General features: G+C 68.8%; 20 protein-coding genes. 11 read left to right on the top strand and 9 right to left on the bottom strand.

All coding sequences use genetic code 11. The features are described 5' to 3' along the window. The first annotated feature begins 63 nt into the window (after positions 1–63). Positions 64–771, top strand: a complete 708-nt coding sequence (locus AVP41_RS08895) for a ComF family protein (RefSeq protein WP_067163449.1) — start codon at positions 64–66, stop codon at positions 769–771. A 68-nt stretch (positions 772–839) separates the two neighbouring features. Next, positions 840–1,502, top strand: coding sequence for a ribosome hibernation-promoting factor, HPF/YfiA family (hpf, locus tag AVP41_RS08890; protein WP_067163447.1), 663 nt, complete (start codon positions 840–842; stop codon positions 1,500–1,502). A gap of 73 nt (positions 1,503–1,575) precedes the next feature. Here hpf and AVP41_RS08885 read toward each other — a convergent pair whose 3' ends face one another. Continuing rightward, complete coding sequence (locus AVP41_RS08885) at positions 1,576–2,904, bottom strand: hypothetical protein (protein ID WP_067163445.1); 1,329 nt, start codon at positions 2,902–2,904, stop codon at positions 1,576–1,578. Positions 2,905–3,148: 244 nt separating this feature from the next. On the opposite strand from AVP41_RS08885, the gene secA reads away from it, so the two are divergent. Together secA and AVP41_RS08875 are read left to right on the top strand one after the other, a co-directional pair. After that, positions 3,149–5,932: a preprotein translocase subunit SecA gene (gene secA, locus AVP41_RS08880; protein WP_067163442.1), complete on the top strand. Its 2,784-nt coding sequence runs from the start codon at positions 3,149–3,151 to the stop codon at positions 5,930–5,932. 104 nt (positions 5,933–6,036) lie between these two features. Beyond that, the gene (locus AVP41_RS08875; RefSeq protein ID WP_067163440.1) at positions 6,037–7,260 is read left to right on the top strand and encodes a pyridoxal phosphate-dependent aminotransferase; all 1,224 of its coding nucleotides are present in this window, start codon (positions 6,037–6,039) and stop codon (positions 7,258–7,260) included. 5 nt (positions 7,261–7,265) lie between these two features. On the opposite strand, the gene AVP41_RS08870 is transcribed toward AVP41_RS08875, so the two are convergent. Next, complete coding sequence (locus AVP41_RS08870) at positions 7,266–7,715, bottom strand: Rv3235 family protein (protein ID WP_067163437.1); 450 nt, start codon at positions 7,713–7,715, stop codon at positions 7,266–7,268. 121 nt (positions 7,716–7,836) lie between these two features. Here AVP41_RS08870 and AVP41_RS08865 point away from each other — a divergent pair, with 121 nt between their 5' ends. Continuing rightward, complete coding sequence (locus AVP41_RS08865) at positions 7,837–8,436, top strand: hypothetical protein (RefSeq protein WP_067163435.1); 600 nt, start codon at positions 7,837–7,839, stop codon at positions 8,434–8,436. Positions 8,437–8,447: 11 nt separating this feature from the next. Here AVP41_RS08865 and AVP41_RS08860 read toward each other — a convergent pair whose 3' ends face one another. After that, on the bottom strand, positions 8,448–8,729 hold the full coding sequence (locus tag AVP41_RS08860) for a helix-turn-helix domain-containing protein (protein ID WP_067163433.1): 282 nt from the start codon (positions 8,727–8,729) through the stop codon (positions 8,448–8,450). A 111-nt stretch (positions 8,730–8,840) separates the two neighbouring features. Here AVP41_RS08860 and AVP41_RS08855 point away from each other — a divergent pair, with 111 nt between their 5' ends. The 3 genes from AVP41_RS08855 to AVP41_RS08845 are packed head-to-tail and all read left to right on the top strand — an operon-like array spanning position 8,841 to position 12,260. After that, entirely contained in the window at positions 8,841–9,470 is a 630-nt protein-coding gene (locus tag AVP41_RS08855; RefSeq protein ID WP_067163431.1) for an SAF domain-containing protein, read from the top strand. Beyond that, on the top strand, positions 9,467–10,753 hold the full coding sequence (locus AVP41_RS08850; protein ID WP_067163429.1) for an AAA family ATPase: 1,287 nt from the start codon (positions 9,467–9,469) through the stop codon (positions 10,751–10,753). Before AVP41_RS08855 ends, AVP41_RS08850 begins: the two co-directional genes overlap by 4 nt. A 13-nt stretch (positions 10,754–10,766) precedes the next feature. Beyond that, positions 10,767–12,260 (top strand): sensor histidine kinase, encoded by a 1,494-nt coding sequence (locus AVP41_RS08845; RefSeq protein WP_067163427.1) that lies wholly within the window; start codon positions 10,767–10,769, stop codon positions 12,258–12,260. Positions 12,261–12,275: 15 nt separating this feature from the next. Here the strand turns inward: AVP41_RS08845 and AVP41_RS08840 are convergent, their stop codons facing one another. Then, on the bottom strand, positions 12,276–12,524 hold the full coding sequence (locus AVP41_RS08840) for a WhiB family transcriptional regulator (RefSeq protein WP_036295594.1): 249 nt from the start codon (positions 12,522–12,524) through the stop codon (positions 12,276–12,278). A gap of 249 nt (positions 12,525–12,773) precedes the next feature. Between AVP41_RS08840 and AVP41_RS08835 the strand changes: the two genes are divergently transcribed. Next, on the top strand, positions 12,774–13,157 hold the full coding sequence (locus AVP41_RS08835; protein ID WP_067163424.1) for a histidine kinase: 384 nt from the start codon (positions 12,774–12,776) through the stop codon (positions 13,155–13,157). Here AVP41_RS08835 and bcp read toward each other — a convergent pair. Genes bcp through aroA form a run of 3 tightly spaced genes read right to left on the bottom strand, consistent with a single transcriptional unit; the run spans position 13,154 to position 16,075 of the window. Continuing rightward, positions 13,154–13,618, bottom strand: a complete 465-nt coding sequence (bcp, locus tag AVP41_RS08830; protein WP_067163421.1) for a thioredoxin-dependent thiol peroxidase — start codon at positions 13,616–13,618, stop codon at positions 13,154–13,156. The genes AVP41_RS08835 and bcp overlap by 4 nt on opposite strands. A gap of 38 nt (positions 13,619–13,656) precedes the next feature. Continuing rightward, positions 13,657–14,694, bottom strand: coding sequence for a ribosome small subunit-dependent GTPase A (rsgA, locus tag AVP41_RS08825; protein ID WP_067163419.1), 1,038 nt, complete (start codon positions 14,692–14,694; stop codon positions 13,657–13,659). A 16-nt stretch (positions 14,695–14,710) separates the two neighbouring features. Then, positions 14,711–16,075 carry a 3-phosphoshikimate 1-carboxyvinyltransferase gene (gene aroA / locus AVP41_RS08820; protein ID WP_067163416.1) on the bottom strand — a complete coding sequence of 455 codons (1,365 nt, stop codon included), beginning with the start codon at positions 16,073–16,075 and terminating at the stop codon, positions 14,711–14,713. A 71-nt stretch (positions 16,076–16,146) separates the two neighbouring features. On the opposite strand from aroA, the gene AVP41_RS08815 reads away from it, so the two are divergent. Next, positions 16,147–16,797, top strand: a complete 651-nt coding sequence (locus tag AVP41_RS08815; protein ID WP_067163414.1) for a sigma-70 family RNA polymerase sigma factor — start codon at positions 16,147–16,149, stop codon at positions 16,795–16,797. Then, positions 16,794–17,039: a zf-HC2 domain-containing protein gene (locus AVP41_RS08810; protein ID WP_067163411.1), complete on the top strand. Its 246-nt coding sequence runs from the start codon at positions 16,794–16,796 to the stop codon at positions 17,037–17,039. The genes AVP41_RS08815 and AVP41_RS08810 overlap by 4 nt, the downstream gene beginning before the upstream one ends. Positions 17,040–17,058: 19 nt before the next feature. Here the strand turns inward: AVP41_RS08810 and AVP41_RS08805 are convergent, their stop codons facing one another. Both AVP41_RS08805 and AVP41_RS08800 read right to left on the bottom strand, forming a co-directional pair. Beyond that, positions 17,059–17,958, bottom strand: coding sequence for a diacylglycerol kinase family protein (locus AVP41_RS08805; protein ID WP_067163410.1), 900 nt, complete (start codon positions 17,956–17,958; stop codon positions 17,059–17,061). A 28-nt stretch (positions 17,959–17,986) separates the two neighbouring features. Then, positions 17,987–21,679, bottom strand: a complete 3,693-nt coding sequence (locus tag AVP41_RS08800) for a multifunctional oxoglutarate decarboxylase/oxoglutarate dehydrogenase thiamine pyrophosphate-binding subunit/dihydrolipoyllysine-residue succinyltransferase subunit (RefSeq protein WP_197464303.1) — start codon at positions 21,677–21,679, stop codon at positions 17,987–17,989. Between the last annotated feature and the right edge of the window lie 145 nt (positions 21,680–21,824).

Here is a 21,824-nt window from a genome sequence, read left to right as displayed (position 1 = left end):
CCTGCCTGTGCCTCTGGCGGACCGAGCGTCGGGGGCGAGTACCGAGGTGACGGACACTGGTGCGTGTCTGTCGTGCGCGAGGCCCTCCGAGAAGCGGTCGGCCTCTTCTTCCCGGTCTGGTGCGCCGGCTGCGACCTCGCCGGTGTCGAACTGTGTCCGGCGTGCCGCGCCGCGCTTCTGCCTCACCCGCCGGAGCTCATCGTGCGGCGACTCGTCCAGGGGACGACGGTGGTGTCCTCACTGCGCTACGCCGACACGGTCTCCCGCGTGATCCGCGCGTGGAAGGAGGACGGTCGGACGGCGTTGACCGCTCCGCTTGCGGCGGCGCTCCGCCTCGCGGTCGCCGGGCTCTGCGATCGCACGAGAACGGCGGAGGGCAGTGTCGACCTCGTGCCGCTCCCGTCCTCGCGAGCGGCGTTCCGCCGTCGCGGCTTCGTTCCGGTCGACCTCTTGGTCCGGCGGGCGGGAGTGCGCCCGACGCGTCTTCTCACCCCGGGGGTGGCAGCCGCCGACCAGCGCAGGCTGGGGCGCGAAGAGCGCATTCGCAACGTCGTCGGCACCGTGCGCGCGCGGGAGGCGCGCGGGCACCGAGTGATCCTCGTCGACGACGTCGTCACGACCGGAGCGACACTGGCCGAGGCCGCTCGGGTGCTCGCCGCCGCCGGTGCGGACGTGGTCGGCGCGGTGACTGTCGCGGCCACACCGTCGGCACAGGCGGGACAGAGGATCGTCCCGGTAACGGGAGGTGACATCGGAGACAACGCCCGATAGCGTGGAGGGGACAAGGCGAACTCAGGGTCCGCCCTTGACCGGGTGGACCCGGAACAAGGAGGTCAGGGATGGAAACCAGCATCGTCGGCGTCGGGGTGGGTATCACCGATCGCTTCCGCACGGTCGCGGAGGAGAAGTCCACCCGCATCGAGAACCTCGCTCCGCGAGCGCAGCGACTCGACGTCAAAGTCACCCACCGCGCCTATCACAACGGCGGCCGAGAAGAGGAGACGGTGGAGCTCACCGTCACCGGTAAGGGTCCGGTCGTACGGGCCGAGGCCACGGACGGAGACAAGTTCGTCGCGCTCGACCTCGCCGTCGACAAGCTCGCCGAGCAATTGCGCCGGGCCAAGGAGAAGCGGGTCGACGCGCGCAATCACCCTCGTGGCGCCAAGTTCGAGAAGGGGAGCGGTGCCCTGCAGGGCATCGATGTGCAGCCCGCTTCGGTGGAAGTGCTCCACGCGGTGGCCACCGGCGAGGTGCCGATCCAGAACAGCGATGCCGAGGAAGCCGACTACACGCCCGTCGTGATCCGGACGAAGAACTTCGACGCCGAATGGATGACGGTCGAGGAGGCCGTCGATCGGATGGAACTCGTCGGGCACGACTTCTTCCTCTTCATCGACGCCCGTACCGATCACCCGAGCGTCGTCTACCGTCGCAAGGGCTGGGACTACGGCGTGATCTCGTTGACCGCGACGGCGCCGCCGGCGCAGGAGCTGGCGTCCTGATCTGACAGGAGGAAGGGGCGGGCACCGATGGGTGTCCGCCCCTTTCTCGTGTGACGCACGCGCCCGCGTTCGCTCAGTCGAAGATGCCGTCGAGGATGCTGCCGATCACGAGGCCGCCCAGGATGCCGCCCATGACGTCACCGCCGCCGCCTCGACCGCCTCCGCGTCCTCCCCATCCGCCACCCCAGTCGTCGTCGCGGGGACGGGAGGAGTCGATGTCGCGCTGGGCGAGCTGCAGCGCCTCCGCGGCCAACATGCCGCAACGGCGGGCATCGGCGAGAGCCCGTTCCCGGTCGTCTTCGTCGATGGGGCCGGACACCGCCGTCGCCAGGTCCAGCCGAATGCGCTCGGCCTCGGCCAGGCGAGTGCGGGCGTCGGCGCCGATCCATCCGCGATGCCCCGAGATGACGCTCCGGGCCACACCGAGTTGGCGGTCCGCGTCTTCGACGGCGTGGCGGACGTGGGCTTCCGGGATCACGGGTCGGGCGGCACGCTCCCGAACGCGCGCCACGACCACGTCGAGGGCGGCGTTCGCCTCCCGCAACCGGGTGAGTTCGCTGAAGGGGTCGGCGAGCGATCCGGCCGGGGTGAGGGCGGTCAGCTCCCGCTCCAGGGCGGACATCGCCGTCGCGACATCGGGCACGTGGGCGATGTCGCGCGCAGCGGCGAGATCCTCCCGGGAATCGAGCACGATCGCATCGAGCGTCGACTCCGCCCGCAGAGCCTCCACCTCGTAGGAATCCACGGCGTCGATGAGGGTCGTGGCGCGCCGGATCGCCTCGATCGCCGTCTCGAGCGCGAGATTGGCTTGCTCCCGCTGGCCGGACTCGCGGCGCCGCTCCGAGATGTCAGCGCCGTGGAGGGCGAAGTTCAGCAGCTGCTCGGCCTCGGCGTGGTTTCCCGACACCTTCCGCAGGGCATCGCTGGAGTAGCGTGCCGCCAGGCGCTCGAGCGTGGTCTTGGTCTGGGGGAGTCGGGCCGAGAGCCGCTCCGCGTCGCGACGGATGCCCGCGACGATCTCCGGAGCGCGACGTGCGCGCTCGATGGGCGCCGCGAGCGCTTCCGTGCGATCGTCGAGCAGGTCCTCGGCCCATTCGCAGAGCTGGATGATGCGGGCGCTGCGGGTGCGCAGCTCCTCCGAGGTGTCGGGGATCTCGTCGTGGTTGAGCTGATGGAGGTGAAAGGCCTCGGCGAGGTGCTGGCGGACGGCCTCGATCGCCTCACGGACGGGGCGCACCGCATCGGTGCCGAGCTCGGCCTCGGCGTAGACGAGCTCATCGCTGGTCGTCCGCAGGCGCTCATCGATCGCGACGAGCGCGGCCCCCGCGCGGCGCGTCTCCTCGGCGTCCTGTGCTGCCTGCGCTTCGCGTTCCTTCTTGCGATTGCCCCAGATTCCGGCCATGGTTCGATCCTACGGTCCGCCGCTGCGAACCAGCCGGGGCTCGCGATCTTCCGTGGTGAGCGGCATCCGCACCCCTCGCGGCGTCCGGCGCGCGAGCGGAACAGGGGTCTTCCCCGGGCGCCCGGTGGTTTGTTCAGCCCGTTTCAAGGTCACAACCGCATAACATGGGGAGTTGTGCTGTGCGCATCGGCGCGCATCACCGGCGGCATTCGCGTCGCCCGCACCCGAAAGATGGAGATCCTCCGTGGCCAACCCTCTCGAGAAACTGCTCCGCGCCGGAGAAGGACGCATTCTGCGTCGGCTTCAGCAGGTCGTGAAGGCCGTGAATGCTCTCGAGGAGGATTACGCCCAGCTGACCGATGAGGAGTTGCGCGGCGAGACGGCGGAGCTGCGCGCACGCTACGACGCAGGGGAGACCCTCGACAAGCTCATGCCAGAGGCGTTCGCCGCCGTGCGCGAGGCCGCCAAGCGGACGCTCGGTCAGCGTCCCTACGACGTGCAGATCATGGGTGGCGCCGCCCTTCATCTCGGCAACATCGCCGAGATGAAGACCGGTGAAGGAAAGACCCTGACGGCGACGTTCGCGGTGTATCTCAACGCGATCGCCGGCAAGGGCGTTCACGTCATCACCGTCAACGACTTCCTCGCCTCGTACCAGTCCGAGCTCATGGGTCGCGTCTATCGGGCCCTCGGAATGACGACGGGCACGATCATCTCCGGCCAGACCCCCGATGTGCGGCGTGAGCAGTATGAGGCCGACATCACGTACGGGACCAACAACGAGTTCGGATTCGATTACCTCCGCGACAACATGGCGTGGCGCAAGGAAGACCTCGTCCAGCGTGGTCATTTCTTCGCGATCGTCGACGAGGTCGACTCCATCCTGATCGACGAGGCCCGGACGCCGCTGATCATCTCCGGTCCCTCCTCGGGCGAGGCGAATCGCTGGTTCGTGGAGTTCGCGAAGATCGCGAAGACGCTCGAGGCGGGCGTGGACTACGAGGTCGACGAGAAGAAGCGCACGATCGGCGTCCTCGAACCCGGGATCGAGAAGGTCGAGGACTATCTCGGCATCGACAACCTGTACGAATCGGCCAACACGCCGCTGATCTCGTTCCTCAACAACTCGATCAAGGCACTGGCGCTGTTCAAGCGCGACACCGACTACGTCGTCATGAACGACGAGGTCATGATCGTCGACGAGCACACCGGCCGCATCCTCGTGGGACGCCGCTACAACGAGGGCATCCACCAGGCGATCGAGGCCAAGGAGAACGTTCCGGTCAAGGCCGAGAACCAGACGTTGGCGACGGTCACGCTGCAGAACTACTTCCGCCTCTACGAGAAGCTCGCCGGTATGACCGGTACGGCCGAGACCGAGGCGGCCGAGTTCATGTCCACCTACAAGCTGGGCGTCGTTCCCATCCCGACGAACAAGCCCATGATCCGCAAGGACCAGTCGGACCTCGTCTACAAGAACGAGCAGGCCAAGTTCGCACAGGTCGTCGAGGACATCGTCCAGCGGCACGAGACCGGACAGCCCGTGCTCGTCGGAACGGTGAGCGTCGAGAAGAGCGAGTACCTGTCGCGTCTGCTGGCCAAGAAGGGCGTCAAGCACGAGGTCCTCAACGCCAAGAACCATGCCCGCGAGGCGGAGATCGTCGCCCGCGCGGGACGCCTGGGCGCCGTGACGGTCGCCACCAACATGGCCGGTCGCGGTACCGACATCATGCTCGGCGGTAACGCCGAGTTCCTGGCCGTGCAGGAAGTGAAGTCCCGGGGGCTCGATCCCGAGGAGACTCCGGAGGAGTACGAAGCGGCGTGGGACGAGGTCTACACCGCGATGCGTGACACCGTGGCGGAGGAGGCCGCAAAGGTCGTCGCCGCCGGCGGCCTCTACGTGCTCGGTACCGAGCGGCACGAGTCGCGACGCATCGACAACCAGCTCCGCGGTCGCTCGGGGCGTCAGGGAGACCCCGGTGAGAGCCGGTTCTACCTGTCCCTCACCGACGACCTCATGCGACTGTTCCAGTCGGGTGCCGCCGAAGCGATCCTCGCGCGCACCAACTTCCCCGACGACGTCGCCATCGAGTCCACGATGGTCTCTCGCGCGATCAAGAGCGCGCAGTCGCAGGTGGAGGCCCGCAACGCCGAGATCCGCAAGAACGTCCTGAAGTACGACGACGTCCTCAACCGGCAGCGCGAGGCGATCTACGCCGACCGCCGGCACATGCTCGAGGGTGACGATCTGTCCGACCGCGTCCAGCACTTCATCGAAGACGCCATCTCGGCGATCATCGACGACCACACCGCCAACGGTCACAACGAGAGCTGGGACTTCGACGCGTTGTGGACCGAGCTGAAGACGCTCTACCCGGTCGGGGTGACGATCGACGAGGTCGTCGCGGAGAGCGGCAGCAAGGGGCGCGTGACACCGGAGCTGCTCAAGCGCGAGATCCTCTCCGACGCGAAGATCGCCTACACCGCGCGCGAGAAGACGCTGGGCGAGCCCGCGATGCGCGAGCTCGAGCGACGGGTCGTCCTGCAGGTGCTCGATCGCCGCTGGCGTGACCACCTGTATGAGATGGACTACCTCAAGGACGGCATCGGCCTGCGCGCGATGGCGCAGCGCGATCCCCTCATCGAGTACCAGCGCGAGGGCTTCCAGATGTTCCAGGCCATGATGGCCCAGATCAAGGAGGAGTCGGTCGGCTTCCTCTACAACCTGGACGTCGAGGTCCGCCAGGCCGGAGACGCCGTCGAGGCGAAGGGTCTGGAAGCGCCGCCGGTCGAGGTGCAGAAGCTGCAGTACACCGCCGCGAACGACGCTGGCGAAGTGGAGGTGCGCAACGACCGGGGGCAAGTCCAGCAGGCTGCCACCAACAAGCTGCGACAGGCCTCGGCGCCCGCACAGCCCACCGAGGAGGCTCCCCGCGGTGCCTTCGGACAGCGCACCGACGGCGGAGCCGGGGGCGATTCCGCTCCGCTCAACCGCGCTCAGCGTCGCGCGGCGGACAAGAAGAAGTAGGACGAGAGCGACGACGGATGCCGGCTGCGCAGACGCGGCCGGCATCCGTCGTTCAGGCCACGCGTGGTCGATTGGCTACCGGACTACGGCGATATCCTGATCCGATGAGCCCTCGTATCCTGGATCAATCGTCGAAGCTGAAGGACGTCCTCTACGAGATCCGCGGAGCCGCCCTCGTCGAGGCCGACCGGCTCGAGGCCGATGGGCACACGATCCTCAAGCTCAACACGGGAAACCCCGCCACCTTCGGCTTCGAGGCCCCGTATCAGATCGTGCGGGACATGATCGACGCGATCCCACACGCCCACGGCTACAGCGACAGCCGCGGCATCATGTCCGCGCGCCGGGCGATCGTCTCGCGATACGAGCAGGTGGACGGATTCCCCTCGTTCGACCCCGACGACGTCTATCTCGGTAACGGCGTCTCCGAGCTCATCACCATGACGATGCAGGCGCTTCTCGACGAGGGTGACGAAGTACTGATCCCCGCGCCCGACTATCCGTTGTGGACGGCGATGACGTCGCTGGCCGGCGGTACCCCGGTGCATTACCGCTGCGACAACGAGAACGGCTGGCAGCCCGACCTCGACGACATCCGCGAGAAGATCACGCCGCAGACCAAGGCGATCGTCGTCATCAATCCCAACAACCCGACCGGCGCCGTCTACACCCGCGAGGTGCTGACGGGACTTGTCGAGATCGCTCGCGAGAACGAACTGCTGCTGCTGAGCGACGAGATCTACGACCGGATCCTCTTCGACGAGGCGGTGCACATCCCTCTCGCGACCCTGGCCCCGGACCTCCTCTGTCTCACCTTCAACGGGCTGTCCAAGACTTACCGTGTCGCAGGGTTCCGGTCCGGCTGGATGGTCATCACCGGTCCCAAGACGCGCGCTCGCGGCTTCTTGGAAGGCATTCAACTCCTCGCGTCCACACGTCTGTGTCCGAATGTGCCGGGGCAGCACGCGGTGCAGGCGGCTCTGTCGGGGGTGCAGTCGATCGATGCGCTCATCGCGCCGACGGGGCGCCTGCACGAGCAACGCGATGCGGCGTGGGAAGGCCTCACCCGGATCCCCGGAGTGACCTGCCTGAAGCCCCAGGGTGCCCTCTACGCCTTCCCACGGATCGACCCGGAGGTGTACGAGATCCGCGACGACGCCAAGCTCGTCTACGACTTCCTCGTCGCCGAGCACGTGCTGCTCGTACAGGGAACCGGCTTCAACTGGCCGACGCCCGATCACCTGCGGATCGTGACGTTGCCCGAGGCTCGTGTGCTGTCGGAGGCGGTCGAGCGACTCGGGAACTTCCTCGCGTCGTACCGGCAGTAGGAGGCCTACAGCAGAGCCAGCGTCGTCGCTCGCCAGCGGCCGTCCCAGCCTTCGAGGCGCATGGCGATCGCCCGCGTGCGCGCGGGTCCGGCGACGATGATGGCGGCCTCCACGACGCCGTCGGCGGGCGTCGTCTCACGGATCGACAGGATCCGGTGGGCAGGCCGGGCCGCCGGCACTCCGCGGGCGCTGCGAGCGCGGGCGGAGAGATTGGCTCGCGCGACCAGCGCACGGTAGGCGTCTTCGCCGAGCCACCGGGCGAGCTGGTCGACCTCGCGCACGCCGGCGAGCACCTCCATGACCCCGATGGCGAGGTTGCGCAGAAGCGGCTCGGAGGCGGGGAGATCGCGCGTGGAGGTGCGCTGCGCCGCGAAGTACTCCTCGATCGACAGGGAACGGGACAAGCGCAGGACACCTCGATGCGGTGTCGGGGTCTCGTCGGCCACTGCATGCATGCCGTTCCTCCGTTCAGTGCGTCCGGTCGAGTAGAGCACAGCGCCTCGAACGAGGGGATGAGAATCCTCCAACCTGTGGAAACCGCGGACGCCGTCGACGGCGATCGCCTAACCTCTCGCCGTGCGGTGGGAACGATTCTTCGAGGACCTGGAAGACCAGCTCGACTCGGAATGGGAAGCCGAGCGTGCGGCCCTCGACAGCGAGACCGAACGGCTGCGGGTGGCGCGACTGGCGCTACGTGAGCGCCTCACGGCGATGCTCGCTCATCCCGGCGGAGAGGTGGCCGTAGACCTCGTCGACGGCACGGCCTGGTCCGGGCGGATCGTCGCCGTCGGCGCAGACTGGATCGCGATGGAGCTCGGCACCCGGCACCCCGGCATCGTGCTGATGCCCCTGCCGTCCATCGTCGCCGTCTCACTCACGCGCGAGGATGTGCTGACCAGCGCGCGGGACGCCACACCGGGGGCGGCCTTGGCGCAGCGGATGACCTTCGGCTTCGCTCTGAGAGACCTCGCGCGACGGCGCGCACCGGTCACCGTTGCGGTCACGGGTGGACGAAGCTTCGTCGGAACGCTCGACCGCGCCGGAGCCGACCACGCCGATCTTGCGCTGCACGACGTCGACGCGCCACGGCGCGCGTCATCGGTCACCGGGTACCGCGTGGTCGCCTTCTCGGCCGTCGCCTGGGTGCGCACCGAAGTGGCGACCCCGCTGCCGTAACCCGCGGAGATTCAGTCGGGGCGGCTCACCGGTCCGCGTCCCCACAGTTCGGGGAAGCTCGCCGCGTTCGATTGCCGCCACAAGGCCATCCGGCGGGCCTCCTCGGCCTGCTCGGACACGTAGGCATCGACGCTCGTGTGCGAGATTCGCCAGCGGGGAGGGTTGCCGACCTTCATTCCCTCCAGTCGGCCGTCGAGTGCAAGCGCGATCACTTCGTCGACATCGATCGCGAGCATTTCCGCGACCTGCGCAGCGGCGAGGAGGCGCACTTCGGGGGGGAGTGCTTCGGGCATGACGCCATTATCCGCCTGAAGTGAGTCGAAATGCGAAGACGTTCGGGTCTGTGGATAGCGCCGCTGTGGACAGACGTCCTGCTCCGCCTCCGGAGCGGTCACGATGGGGCCATGAGCTCAGGAGAGACCGCCCGCCCTCGTGCCCGAGCGTTTTGGAGCGATACACGTTTCCTGCTGGGGATCGTCCTGGTCGTCGCCTCGGTCGCCGGAGTCTGGGCCGTCGTCGCCGCCGCGCGCCATACCGTGCCCGTGTACGCGGCGAGCCGGACGATCGTTCCGGGCGAGCGCGTCGCGCCGCGCGATCTGACCCTCGTCGACGTGGCGCTGGGCGACACCGCGAGCGCGTACGCCGCCACCGCGTCGCTTCCGGCCGATGCAGTGGCGACCCGCACGATCGCCGCGGGCGAACTGGTTCCGCAGGCCGCGATCTCGTCGGAGCCCGCGATCCGCACCACGACGGTCGTGCTTCACACCGACGGTGACGTGCCGTCGTCCGTCGTCACGGGGGCGCAGGTGGAGGTCTGGGCTGCGGCACCGCTCGAGCAGGGCCGGTTCGACACTCCGCACGTGCTCGTTGACGCGGCGACGGTCCTCTCGGTGACGCGCGACGACTCCGTGATGGCGGGTGGAGGGGTGTCGCTGGAAGTCGTGATCGATCGCTCGGAGGTCGCCGAGACCCTGGCCGCGATCGCGGGCGGCGCGAGCATCTCGGTCGTCCCCGCCGGCGGACCGCTCCCATGAGGGCCGTCGTCGCCGTCCACGACGGCGCGGCACTGGCCGATGCGCTCCGCCGTCACGCCGTCGAGGTGGCCGCTGTCGTCGACCCGACCGCGCCCGCGGCGGCCGTCGCCAGAGCTCGTGAGTCGGGGGGACCCACGAGCGACGGTGGTCTGGCGTCTCTTCTGTCGGGCGCCGACCTCCTGGTCATCGATGCATCCCGTGAGGCGCTCACGAGCGCCCTCGTCTCGGTCTGCGACGGCTTCGGCGTGCGCATCGTCGCGCGCTGTGCTCGTGATGCCGACCGGCGCCTCGCGACCGCATTCGGCGTGCGGGCGGTGGCCCCCGACGACGACGTCGACCGTCTGCTGGACTCCCCGCTCCCGCGTTCGTCCGAGGCAGGACCGTCGCGCGGCCGGATCATCGTCGTGTGGGGCCCCGCCGGCGCCCCGGGTCGGAGCACCATCGCCTCTGCGCTCGCGGCAGAGCTCGCCCGCGATGGCAGACGGGTCGCGCTCGTCGACGCCGACACGCATGCACCGTCCCTCGCGCTCGCCACCGGGCTCCCCGACGAAGCTCCGGGTTTCGCTGCTGCGTGTCGGCAGGTCGCCCGCCGACAGCTGACGGGCGAGGAGCTCTCGCGGATCGCGGCCGTCTCCGGAGACGTGTCCGTCCTGACCGGGATCAACCGTCCGAGCCGGTGGCCCGAACTCACGGCCGACCGTGTGACGGGAGCCTTGGGGGTGTGCCGAGACTGGGCCGACGACATCGTCGTGGACGTGGCGTCCTCGCTCGAGTCGGACGAGGAGATCGTCAGCGACCTCGACGGCCCTCGTCGCAACGCCGCCACGCTCGCGGCCCTCGGTGCCGCGGACCTGGTCGTCGCCGTCGTCGCCGCCGACCCGGTGGGGGTCTCGCGCTTCGTTCGCGCGCACGCCGATCTCGTGGCGGCGATGGGCGCCACGCCGGTGCGAGTGCTCGTCAACAAGACGCGCGCCGGCGTGCTCGGGATCGACGCGCGGGGGCAGGTGCGCCGCACGCTCGACCGCTATCTCGGTATCGCCCACGTCTGGTTCGCGCCGTTCGACGTCCGAGCGGTGGACGCAGCCCTTCTCGAGGCGCAGCCGCTCCTGCGGGTGGCCGGACGGTCGGCGCTCACGGCCGCCGTCCGCCGCTTCGTCGGAGAGGCCATCGACCCGCCGACGCTTCGTCGCGTCACCCCGTCTCGCGAGCGCCGAGGCCGCAGCACCGGCGAGAGGCGCACGCGGCGAGAGGCGCACGCGGCGCGCGGCGGCCCGAACGGGTGAGTAGCCTGGAGACGTGTCGACACTCAGCGATCTCGTCTACGCGCAAGGCCGTTCGAGCGAGGCGGACGTCGAGTGGCTGCATCGTCTGGCGGGCGACGGCCAGTTGCTCGCCGACCTCGCTTTCGCGGACATCGTCATCTGGGTGCCCACCGACGACGATTCGTTCATCGCCGTGGCCCACACCCGTCCCTCCGGGGCGGCGACCCTGTTCTACCGTGACATCGTGGGCGACCGGGTCCGGCCGCAATGGCGCACGCAGGTGCGCGACGCGTTCACGCAGCTGCGGATCGTCGACTCCGCTTCGCCCGACTGGTTCGAAGAGACGCCGACGCGCGTGCGGGCCGTCCCGATCGTCCGAGCACAGGGGAGCGAGGACACGGGGACCACGGTGATCGGAGTGCTCACCCGGCACACCAACCTGGGTGAGGCGCGCACTCCTTCGCGGCAGCAGATCACGTTCAACGACTGCGCTGACGATCTCTTCGGCATGATCGCTTCGGCGGACTTCCCCGATCTCGCAGCACCGACCTCGCCGCGGCGGGGTGCTCCGCGCGCGTCGGACGGACTCATCCGCCTCGACGTGGACGGCGTGACGACGTTCGCGAGCCCCAACGCGCTGTCCGCCTTCAATCGTCTGGGATTCGACGACGAGCTGGAAGGAGAGCCGCTGATCGAGGTGGCCACCGCGCTCCTGCCCGCGTCCCGTCAATTCGACGAATCGCTGCCGATCGTCATGGCGGGCCGAGCCCCCTGGCGTGCAGACATCGAAGCGCGCGGGGTGACCGTCTCCTTGCGCACCATCCCCTTGAAAGACCACGGCACACGCATCGGCGCGATCGTCCTGTGTCGTGACGTGACGGAGATTCGCCACCAGGAGCAAGAGCTCATCACGAAGGATGCGACCATCCGGGAGATTCACCACCGCGTGAAGAACAACCTCCAGACCGTCGCGTCACTGCTGCGAATCCAGTCCCGCCGCACGCACTCCGACGAGGCGCGCGATGCGCTGACCCAGGCGATGCGACGGGTGTCCGCCATCGCGGTCGTCCACGACACGCTGTCGGAAGGGCTCGCGCAGAACGTGGACTTCGACGACGTGTTCGATCGCGTGCTCAAGCTCGTGGCGGAGGTCGCCGCGTCTCCCAACACCCGGGCACGGACGCGCAAGACCGGCACCTTCGGGACTCTCCCCAGCGAGTACGCCACGCCCCTCGCGTTGGCCCTGACCGAGCTCGTCACCAACGCCGTGGAGCACGGACTCGCCGACAAGGAGGGGGAAGTCGAGATCATCGCCGAGCGCACCGACGATCAACTGGGTGTGCGCGTGCGAGACACCGGTGTCGGGCTGCCCGAGGGGCAGGTGGGCCGAGGGCTCGGCACGCAGATCGTGCGCACCCTGATCCAAGGTGAACTCAGTGGGACCATCGACTGGCACACGCTCGTGGGCTCGGGAACCGAGGTGACGATCGAGATTCCGCTGCGCTACATCGACCGTCGCGTCACCTGACGCAGGAGGGAGTCGTCAGGAGGCGCGGCGTGCGCGAGCGGCGCGGCGCTTGAGAGCGCGGCGCTCGTCCTCGGACAGCCCGCCCCACACGCCCGAGTCCTGACCGCTCTCGAGGGCGTACTGCAGGCAGATCTCGGTGACGGTGCAGCGCGCGCACACGGCCTTTGCTTTTTCGATCTGGTCGACCGCCGGACCAGTGTTCCCCACCGGGAAGAACAGCTCGGGGTCGACGGTCAGGCAGGCGGCTTTGTCGCGCCAATCCATGGTGTGGTGCTCCTTGATGCGGGATGAAGTTCGGGTGGGTCTGACGCCGGGTGACGTCGATTACCCTGGAAGTGTGCGAGCAGTTGCTCGCCCCACTGCGCTGTGGGAGCACACGCTGGTTCAATCGTCCCATGCGAGGCGAGGTGAATCAAGGGTGAACATGTCATTTCCTGAGCAGTGTGCTGTGCAGACGCTCGACGTGACGCCCGCGATGAGATCCGATACGACCCGATCAGGAGCATGTGCGCAATGACCACGACGACCGTGGAACGACTAGCGGGCCTCCTTCTGACGGCGGAGGCGGTGGCCGTGTTCGTGCTCGCCGGGTGGGAGATCGTCGCGCTCGTGCGGGGTGACACGGGATCGGTCGCCAGCTCCGTCGCCCTGATCGTGCTCACGGCAGTCGGCGCGTTCGCCGTGGCCGGCTTCGCCCTGGCCACATGGCGCGGAGCCTCATGGGGACGCAGCGGCGGGATCGTGACGCAACTGCTCGCGCTCGCGGTCGCGGGTGGGGCGTTGACGGGTGAGGACCCCCAGCCGGGGTTCGCGGTCGCTGTCGTGCTCCCCGCTCTCCTCGGACTCGCGTTGCTGATCGTCGCAGCGCGTGCGGCCGCGCGCCGCCTTCGTTCCTAGACCTCGAGAAGCGCTCGGATCCGAGCGACGTGTCCGGTGGCCTTCACGTTGTACAAGGCGTGCGTGAGGACGCCCTCGCCGTCGATGATGAAGGTCGAACGGATGACGCCGTGGACGATCTTGCCGTAGTTGCTCTTCTCGCCCCACGCGCCGTACTCCTCGTGGACCGCATGGTCGGGGTCGCTCAACAGGGCGTACGGAAGGTGATCGCGCTCGCGGAACTCGCGGAGCTTCGCCGGGGCGTCTCGAGAGATGCCCAGCACGGTGTAGCCGGCGGCCTGCAGCGGCGCGAGGCTGTCGCGGAAGTCGCAGGCCTCCGTCGTGCACCCGGGCGTCATGGCGGCGGGGTAGAAGAAGAGGATGACCCCGGACCCGCGGAGATCGGAGAGGCGGACCGGCTTCTCGTCCTGATCGACGAGATCGAACGAGGGGGCGGGGACTCCGGGTTCTAGACGTGCCATGCGTCCAGCCTATCGAGGGTGACAGGCTGCGCGGCGGGTCAGCCGAAGGTCGCGAGAAGCCGCTGGAGAGAGTCGAGCCGCGCGGCTCCCCGCTCGCCGAGGCGCCCCTCCGCCACGGCTTCCACGAGCGCGCAGTCGGGGGCATCCGGCAGATGTGTGCACCCGCGCGGGCACTCCTCAGCGATGGCCGCCAGATCCGTGAAGGCGCGGAGGATGTTGGCGGGGTCGACGTGTCCGAGGCCGAACGATCGGACCCCGGGGGTGTCGATGACCCAGCCGCGCCCGGTGTCGTTCTGGTAGCGCAGCGACACCGTGGAGCTGGAGGTGTGCCGCCCGCGACCGGTGACCTCGTTCACGTGTCCCGTGGCGCGGGAGGCGCCGGGGACGAGGGCGTTCACGAGCGTCGACTTGCCGACTCCGGAATGACCCACGAACACCGTCGAGTGCCCGACCAGCCGGTCGCCGATCTCCTCGACCGGCATGCGTCCGTGACCGCTCGTGAACACGTCGAGGTCGTCGAGACCCTCGAAATGCGCGAGGAAGGCCGAGGGATCGGCGAGATCGGTCTTGGTGACGACCAGGAGCGGGTGGATTCCGGCGTCGAGCGCGGCGACGAGGTAGCGGTCGACCAGGCGCGGGCGCGGCTCGGGATCGGCGGCGGCGACCACGACGAGCATCTGGTCGGCGTTGGCGACGACGACGCGCTCCACCTGATCGGTGTCATCCGCGCTGCGGCGCAGGAGCGACGTGCGCTCCTCGATGCCGATGATGCGTGCCAGGGTTCCTTCGGTGCCGGAGAGGTCGCCGACGACGCGGGCGCGGTCGCCGGTGACGATCGGGTGTTTGCGCAGCTCCCGGGCCCGGGTTGCGGAGATCTGACGTTCCTCAGGCCCGTCCTCGTCGACGAGGACGGCGTAACGGCCGCGGTCCACACCGAGCACCCGGGCGATCTGTGCGTCGGCGTGGGCAGGGCGACGCTTCGTTCGTGGTCGGTTGGCTTTCGGGTTGGGGCGAACACGGATCCGCGACTCGTCGAAGTCGTCCTCGTCCTCGTCGTCGGCGTCGAGCCAGCTCACCCCGGTCGCCGCCCCGTCATCGACTCGTGGACTGCAGCATCCGTTGCCACATGTCGGGGAACTCGGGCATGGTCTTGGCGGTCGTGCCGATGTCATCGACCTCGACGCCGGGCACTCGCAGTCCGATGATCGCTCCCGCGGTGGCGATGCGGTGATCGTGCTCCGCATGCCACACGCCTCCGTGGAGGGGAGCGGGCGTCACCCGGATGCCGTCGGCGAGCTCTTCGGCCTCGCCGCCGAGCCGGCGGAGGTTGTTCACCAGTGCGGCGATCCGGTCGGTCTCATGGCCACGGATGTGCCCGATGCCGTGGAGCGTCGAGGGCGCATCGGCGAACGCGGCCAGCGCGAACAACGTCGGAGTCAGCTCGCTGGCGGCCGTGAGATCCAGGTCGACGCCGTTGATCCGGTCACCCGCCGTCACGGTGACCGCGCCACCGCGACGGGTGACACGGGCCCCCATGAGGGAGAGGATCTCGGTGAGCAGGGCCCCGGGCTGGGTCGACGTGGCCGGCCACGCCGGGATGGTGACCGCTCCGCCGACGACCATCGCCGCCGCGAGGAAGGGGGCGGCGTTGGACAGATCAGGCTCCACCGTCGCGTCGCGGCCGCGCGGAGCGCCGGCCGGCACGAGCCATTCGTGCGGCTCGGGATGCTCCACATGCACGCCGCGGCGGGCCAGGGCCTCCACCGTCATGTCGATGTGGGGGACGCTGGGCAGTCGCTCGCCGCTGTGGCGCAGGTGCAGTCCGACGTCGTATCGGGGGGCGGCGAGAAGCAGGCCGGAGACGAACTGGCTCGAGGCGCTGGCATCGATCGTGACCTCGCCACCGCGGATATGGCCCCTTCCGCGGACGGTGAAGGGAAGGGCCCAGCGGCCGCCGTCGTCGATGTCGACGCCGATCTCGCGCAACGCGGTGATCATGGTGCCCATCGGACGGTGCAGCGCGCTCTCATGCGCGGTGATCGTCACGTCGCCGTCGGCGAGGCCCGCCAGCGGCGCGATGAAACGCATGACGGTGCCGGCCTGGCCGCAATCGATGACGACGTCGCCGCGGAGCTTCCGGGGCGGGGTGATGAGCAGATCCGGCCCGAACGGCCCGGTGGCGGGAAGCTCCTCGATCTCGACGCCCAGGGTGCGAAGCGCCTCGATCATGCGGGCGGAGTCGTCGGAGTGCAGGGGGGCGACGAGCGTGCTCGGCCCGTCGGCCAGTGCGGCGAGGACGAGTTTACGGTTCGTGAGCGACTTCGAGCCGGGCACCGTGACGGTCGCGGCGAGCGGTCCGGAGACCGCCGGAGCGCGCCAGGGGCCGGGATGCACCGCCCCGCGCGGCGCCTGTGCTCCCGGTGAAGAGGAAAGGGGGGAATACCCGGACGCAGTCATCGAGTTCTACCCTAACGAACCCGTCGACACCCGCCGGCGGAATATCTCGAGACCGGAGAGCGAGGAGCGGCATGATCGCGACGCTGCCACCCGTGTCGGATCTGTTCGGCGACGTAGACTGGCGCCTGATGGAAAACGAGGCGGCAACCGATCCGCGACACCAGTTCGAAGAGCAGGCCCTTCCTTTCATGGACCAGCTCTATGCCGCCGCGATGCGGATGACGCGAAACCCGGCCGACGCGGCCGACCTCGTGCAAGAGACGTTCGTCAAGGCGTTCGCCTCGTGGGCGTCCTTCACCCAGGGCACCAATCTCAAGGCGTGGCTCTACCGCATTCTCACCAACACGTACATCAACACGTATCGGAAGAAGCAGCGCGAGCCCTACCAGGGAACGATCGACGATCTCGAAGACTGGCAGCTGGGCGGTGCGGAGTCGACCACCGCAACACGTACTCGCTCGGCGGAGGCCGAGGCGATCGACCACATGCCGGCATCCGCCGTCAAGGACGCACTGCAAGAGATTCCCGAGGACTTCCGCCTCGCGGTGTATCTCGCCGACGTCGAAGGATTCGCGTATCAGGAGATCGCGGACATCATGAAAACCCCGATCGGCACGGTCATGAGCCGCCTGCACCGTGGCAGGCGAATGCTCCGTGAACTGCTCGCCGACTATGCAAGAGAGCGCGGCATCGATGTGCCCGCCACGAGGAGCACGAGATGAGCGACTGCGGCTGCGACAAAGCCCGGAAGGACCTTGAGGAGTACTTGCGGAACGAGGTCTGCAAGACGGAGCATTCCGACATCAAGGAGCACCTGGAGAACTGCGATTCGTGCCGCGAGGAGGCTCTCGTGGCGACGACGCTGACCGCAGTGGTCGCCCGTGCGTGCCGTGAGACGGCTCCCGAGGAGCTCCGCGACCAGGTGTTGGCACGCCTTCGTGCGGAGCAGGCCACCCACCACTGACGCGCCCCAGGCGCCTCCGTCAGGGGGTGAGGACGGTGAGCGCGCCGGGGAGGACATCCACCCGGAGTGGAAGCGGTCCGACCGGGTCTCCGTCGGCGTAGGCCGTGATGTCGGCCGCTTCCATCCGCACGGCGCGCACCCGACACATCGATACTTCGGGCAGTGTCCCGTGCGTGCCCCGATACACGCGGGGCAGAAGCCGCAGGAGCCGGGGGCGACCGGCGGGGCGCACGAGGGTCAGATCGAGCAGTCCGTCCTCCTGCGACGCATCGGGGCAGATCGGGATGCCGCCTCCGTAGGAGGGACCGTTGCCCAGAGCTGCCATGATGAGGTCCCGGTCGACGTGCTCCTCAGACCCGTCGGCATGTTCCAGGGTGAGGTGGAACCGCTGCCCGCGCAATCTCGCGAACTCGATGAGCAGGGCCACCGTGTAGCGGGACCGACCGCGCGGAAACCGCATCCGGTTGGCGCGATCGTTCACCTTCGCATCGAACCCGCTCGCGAGCACCGTCGTGAAGAGCGCCACGGAGCCATCGGCACGCTGGATGCGGCCGAGGTCGATCGTCTTCACGGCTGACCCCAGGACAGCGCGGGCGGTGCCTTCGGCGTCGCGCTCGCGATAGCCGAGGGAGGTGGCGAGATCATTGCCGGTGCCGATGGCGAGGGGAGCGAGAGGTACCCCGGTGTGGGCGAGCGCTTCCGCGGCGATCCGGACAGTCCCATCGCCGCCGGCGACGACCACGGCATCCGCGCCGGCATCCACCGCTCGCCGGACGAGGTCGGCGGACTCCGACGGGCTCCCTCCGGCCAGCACGGTCGTTCTCACCCCGTGGGCGTGGAGGTGTTCCGCGCACCGCAACGCCGCAGCGGAACGTGCCCCCGACCGTGCGGCGGGGTTCACGAGGAGTGCCACGTCCATGTCGCGCCGGTGGCGCTCGTCTGCCGGCTCAGACCCGGAGCGCCTCCTGCATGATGGTGGACTGCTCGACGGCGTGCACCTTCGGCGAGCCGGTGGCCGTGGAGGCGGCCGCGGGGCGGGAGACGCGCGAGATGGTGCGTCCGCGCAGATGCTTGACCACTTCGAGGGCGATGAAGGGCCACGCGCCCTGGTTCTCCGGCTCGTCCTGCACCCACACGAGTTCCGCGTTCGGATACTCGGCCAGCACCGCGTTGAGCTCGTCGACCGGCGCCGGATAGAACTGCTCCAGCCGCACCAGCGCGATCGCCGGGTTCGGGTTCTTGTCGAGCTCTGCCTTGAGATCCCAGTGGATCTTCCCGGAATGGAGCAACACGCGGCGCACGGCGCTCTTGTCGATGCCGCGATCGTCATCGAGCACCGGTTCGAAGCGCCCCTCGGTGAACGCGCCCACCGGGCTCGTCGCGCCGCGCAGGCGCAGCATGGCCTTGGGAGTGAAGACGATCAGCGGTCGACGCGGGCGCGCGTAGGCCTGCCGGCGAAGGAGATGGAAGTACGAGGCGGGTGTGGACGGTCGCGCCACGGTCATGTTGTCCTGCGCGCACATCTGCAGATAGCGCTCGATGCGAGCCGAGGAGTGGTCCGGTCCCTGACCTTCGTATCCGTGGGGGAGGAGGAGGACGACGCTGGACTGCTGGCTCCACTTCTGCTCCGCGGCGGAGATGTACTCGTCCACGACGGACTGCGCGCCGTTGGCGAAGTCGCCGAACTGCGCCTCCCACAGCGTCAGCGTGTCGGCGCGCTCGACCGAGTAGCCGTACTCGAAGCCCATGGCGGCATACTCGCTGAGCAGCGAGTCGTACACGTAGAAGCGCCCCTGGTTCTCGCCGAGGTTCGCCAGCGGCAGCCACTCCTGGCCGTTCGCGCGATCGTGCATGACGGCGTGGCGCTGCACGAACGTTCCCCGACGGGCGTCCTGACCGGCGAGGCGGACGTTGGTGCCCTCCATGAGGAGCGAGCCAAAGGCGAGGAGCTCGCCGAACGCCCAGTCGATCGAGCCGTTGCGGCTCATGTCGTGGCGCTTCTCGAGGAGCTGCTGCAGCTTGCTGTGGACGGTGAAGCCCTCGGGGCGGTTGACGAACGCGTCGCCGATCTGGTGGACGACCGCGGTCGAGACCCCCGTCGTCTCCGGGGCGCCGACGGCGACGTCGACCGAGCCCGTGGAGGTCACGATCCCGGTCGAGCCGGTCTCGGCGGCGTGCGTCTCGGCGAAGGCGACCTCGAGGCGGTTCTGGAAGTCCTGCTTGGCCTTCTCGTACTCCTCCTCGGTGATGTCGCCGCGACCGACGAGCGACTCGGTGTAGAGGCGACGGACCGACCGCTTCGCCTCGATGAGGTTGGTCATGAGGGGCTGCGTCATCGAGGGGTCGTCACCCTCGTTGTGTCCTCGGCGCCGGTAGCAGACGAGGTCGATCACGACGTCGCGGTGGAACTCCTCGCGATAGCGGAACGCCAGCTCGGCGACGCGGACGACCGCCTCCGGGTCGTCCCCGTTGACGTGGAAGATGGGAGCCTGGATGGTCTTGGCGACATCGGTCGCATAGACCGAGGTGCGACCGTCCTGGGGAAGCGTCGTGAAGCCCACCTGGTTGTTGACGACGACGTGCACCGTGCCGCCCGTGCGGTAACCGCGCAGCTGCGACATCTGGAGCGTCTCGACCACGACGCCCTGGCCCGCGAAGGCGGCATCCCCGTGCACCAGGATGGGCAGCCACGAGAAGGAGCCGATGGGCATGCGGTCCTGCTTGGCCCGCACGATCCCCTCCAGCACGCCGTCGACGGTCTCGAGGTGCGACGGGTTGGCCGCGAGGTAGACCGGGATCTCCTCGCCGGCATCGGAGACGAAGGTCCCTTCGGTGCCGAGGTGGTACTTGACATCGCCCGAGCCGCTCTTGGAGCCGATCGCCACGGAGCCCTCGAACTCGCGGAAGACCTGACCGTAGGTCTTTCCGGCGATGTTGGTGAGGACGTTGAGACGGCCGCGGTGAGCCATGCCGATCGCGGCGCCGTCGAGGCCCGCGCCTGCCGCGCCCTGCAGAACCTCGTCGAGGAGGGGGATGAGCGACTCTCCGCCTTCCAGGCTGAAGCGCTTCTGGCCGACGTACTTGGTCTGCAGGAAGGTCTCGAAGGCCTCGGCCTGGTTGAGCTTGTCGAGGATGCGGAGCTGTTCGTCGTGCCCCGGCTTCTGGTACTTGACCTCGACGTTGTCCTGGAACCACTTGCGCTGGGCAGGGTCCTGGATGTGCATGTACTCGATGCCGATCGTGCGGCAGTAGGAGTCGCGCAGCACCCCGAGGATCTCGCGCAGCTTCATGGTGCGCTTCCCCCCGAAGCCCCCGGTGACGAACTCACGGTCGAGGTCCCAGAAGGTCAGGCCGTGCGACTCGATCTCGAGGTCGGGGTGAGTGCGCTGCACGTACTCGAGCGGATCGATGTCCGCCATCAGGTGCCCGCGCACGCGGAACGAGTTGATGAGCTCCTGCACACGCGCCGTCTTGTCGACGCGCTCGGCGATGTCGACGTTGATGTCCCCGCCCCAGTGGATCGGCGCGTAGGGGATGCGCAGGGCGGCGAAGATGTCCTCGTAGAACCCGCGCTGACCGATGAGCATCTCGTGGACGATCTTGAGGAACTCGCCCGAGCCGGCGCCCTGGATGACCCGGTGGTCGTAGGTGCTCGTGAGGGTGATCGTCTTCCCGATGCCGAGCTCGACCAGGGTCTTCTCGCTCGAACCCTGGAACTCCGCCGGGTACTCCAGCGCTCCGGCGCCCACGATGCAGCCCTGCCCCTTCATGAGGCGGGGGACCGAGTGCACCGTCCCGATGCCGCCGGGGTTGGTGAGGGAGATGGTGGTGCCCTGGAAATCCGCGGCGGTCAGTTTGCCGGCGCGGGCGCGCTTGACGAGGTCTTCGTACGAGGCGAGGTACTCGTGGAACGTCAGGGACTCCGCACGCTTGATGCTGGGGACCATGAGCGCCCGGGTGCCGTCGGGCTTGGGCAGGTCGATCGCGATGCCGAGGTTGATGTGGGCCGGAGCGACCACCGACGGCTTGCCGTCGACCTCCGCGTAGGCCACGTTTTGGCTGGGGAAGACCTTGAGGGCCTGGATGAGCGCCCAGCCGATGAGGTGCGTGAAGCTCACCTTGCCGCCTCGCGTGCGCGACATGTGGTTGTTGATCACGATCCGGTTGTCGATCATGAGCTTGGCCGGAACGGTGCGCACGCTCGTGGCCGTGGGAACGGTGAGCGATTCGTCCATGTTGGCCGCGAGGGTCTTCGGCATGCCCCGCAGCGGTGTGACGACGTCCTCTCCCGCGGCTTCGGGGGTCGACGGAGCCGACTTGGGTGCCTGCGCGGGAACCGGCTGCGGCGCGGCGGGGCGCGCCGTGGTCCGGGCCACCGGGGCCGTCCCGACGACGGGGATGGGTGCCGTGACCGGCCGGGCCTCGGACGGTGCGGCCGTGGCGGAGGGCGGGGTCGTGGGAACCGTCGTGGCGCTCGCGGTCTCCGCCTGAGGCTGGTAGGCGTCGAGGATCGGCCACCAGGCGCGATCCACCGAGTTCCGGTCCTTCGTGTACTGCTCGTACATCTCGGCGACGAGCCATTCGTTGGCCCCGAATTCGCCGTCGTTCGAAGTTCCCACGCCGGTCACCTGGCTGGACACGATTCGCCTGCTTTCATCGGTGAAGTTCAGATGCTGCGGGGCACTGTCGTGGCCCGCGCGCACGACTATCAAGGGTAGCCCAGGAATACGTCTCGTCGTTCGTTCCTCCCGCATGGCGACGGGCTGACGGAGGGCAGGAGTTCGC

This window comes from Microbacterium sp. TNHR37B (assembly GCF_001620065.1).
Classification (GTDB): domain Bacteria; phylum Actinomycetota; class Actinomycetes; order Actinomycetales; family Microbacteriaceae; genus Microbacterium.
The sequence above is the reverse complement of the archived record's forward strand: the minus strand, read 5'-3'. Positions and strand labels throughout refer to the sequence as shown.

What these genes read in the sequence shown, in the direction of transcription:
- AVP41_RS08810 (WP_067163411.1), top strand. Translation starts at nt 16,794, where the DNA reads ATGAGCGACTGCGGCTGCGACAAAGCCCGGAAGGACCTTGAGGAGTAC.
- AVP41_RS08885 (WP_067163445.1), bottom strand. Translation starts at nt 2,904, where the DNA reads ATGGCCGGAATCTGGGGCAATCGCAAGAAGGAACGCGAAGCGCAGGCA.
- AVP41_RS08850 (WP_067163429.1), top strand. Translation starts at nt 9,467, where the DNA reads ATGAGGGCCGTCGTCGCCGTCCACGACGGCGCGGCACTGGCCGATGCG.
- AVP41_RS08840 (WP_036295594.1), bottom strand. Translation starts at nt 12,524, where the DNA reads ATGGATTGGCGCGACAAAGCCGCCTGCCTGACCGTCGACCCCGAGCTG.
- AVP41_RS08855 (WP_067163431.1), top strand. Translation starts at nt 8,841, where the DNA reads ATGAGCTCAGGAGAGACCGCCCGCCCTCGTGCCCGAGCGTTTTGGAGC.
- AVP41_RS08870 (WP_067163437.1), bottom strand. Translation starts at nt 7,715, where the DNA reads ATGCATGCAGTGGCCGACGAGACCCCGACACCGCATCGAGGTGTCCTG.
- AVP41_RS08815 (WP_067163414.1), top strand. Translation starts at nt 16,147, where the DNA reads ATGATCGCGACGCTGCCACCCGTGTCGGATCTGTTCGGCGACGTAGAC.
- AVP41_RS08805 (WP_067163410.1), bottom strand. Translation starts at nt 17,958, where the DNA reads ATGGACGTGGCACTCCTCGTGAACCCCGCCGCACGGTCGGGGGCACGT.
- AVP41_RS08860 (WP_067163433.1), bottom strand. Translation starts at nt 8,729, where the DNA reads ATGCCCGAAGCACTCCCCCCCGAAGTGCGCCTCCTCGCCGCTGCGCAG.
- hpf (WP_067163447.1), top strand. Translation starts at nt 840, where the DNA reads ATGGAAACCAGCATCGTCGGCGTCGGGGTGGGTATCACCGATCGCTTC.
- aroA (WP_067163416.1), bottom strand. Translation starts at nt 16,075, where the DNA reads ATGACTGCGTCCGGGTATTCCCCCCTTTCCTCTTCACCGGGAGCACAG.
- AVP41_RS08835 (WP_067163424.1), top strand. Translation starts at nt 12,774, where the DNA reads ATGACCACGACGACCGTGGAACGACTAGCGGGCCTCCTTCTGACGGCG.
- bcp (WP_067163421.1), bottom strand. Translation starts at nt 13,618, where the DNA reads ATGGCACGTCTAGAACCCGGAGTCCCCGCCCCCTCGTTCGATCTCGTC.
- AVP41_RS08875 (WP_067163440.1), top strand. Translation starts at nt 6,037, where the DNA reads ATGAGCCCTCGTATCCTGGATCAATCGTCGAAGCTGAAGGACGTCCTC.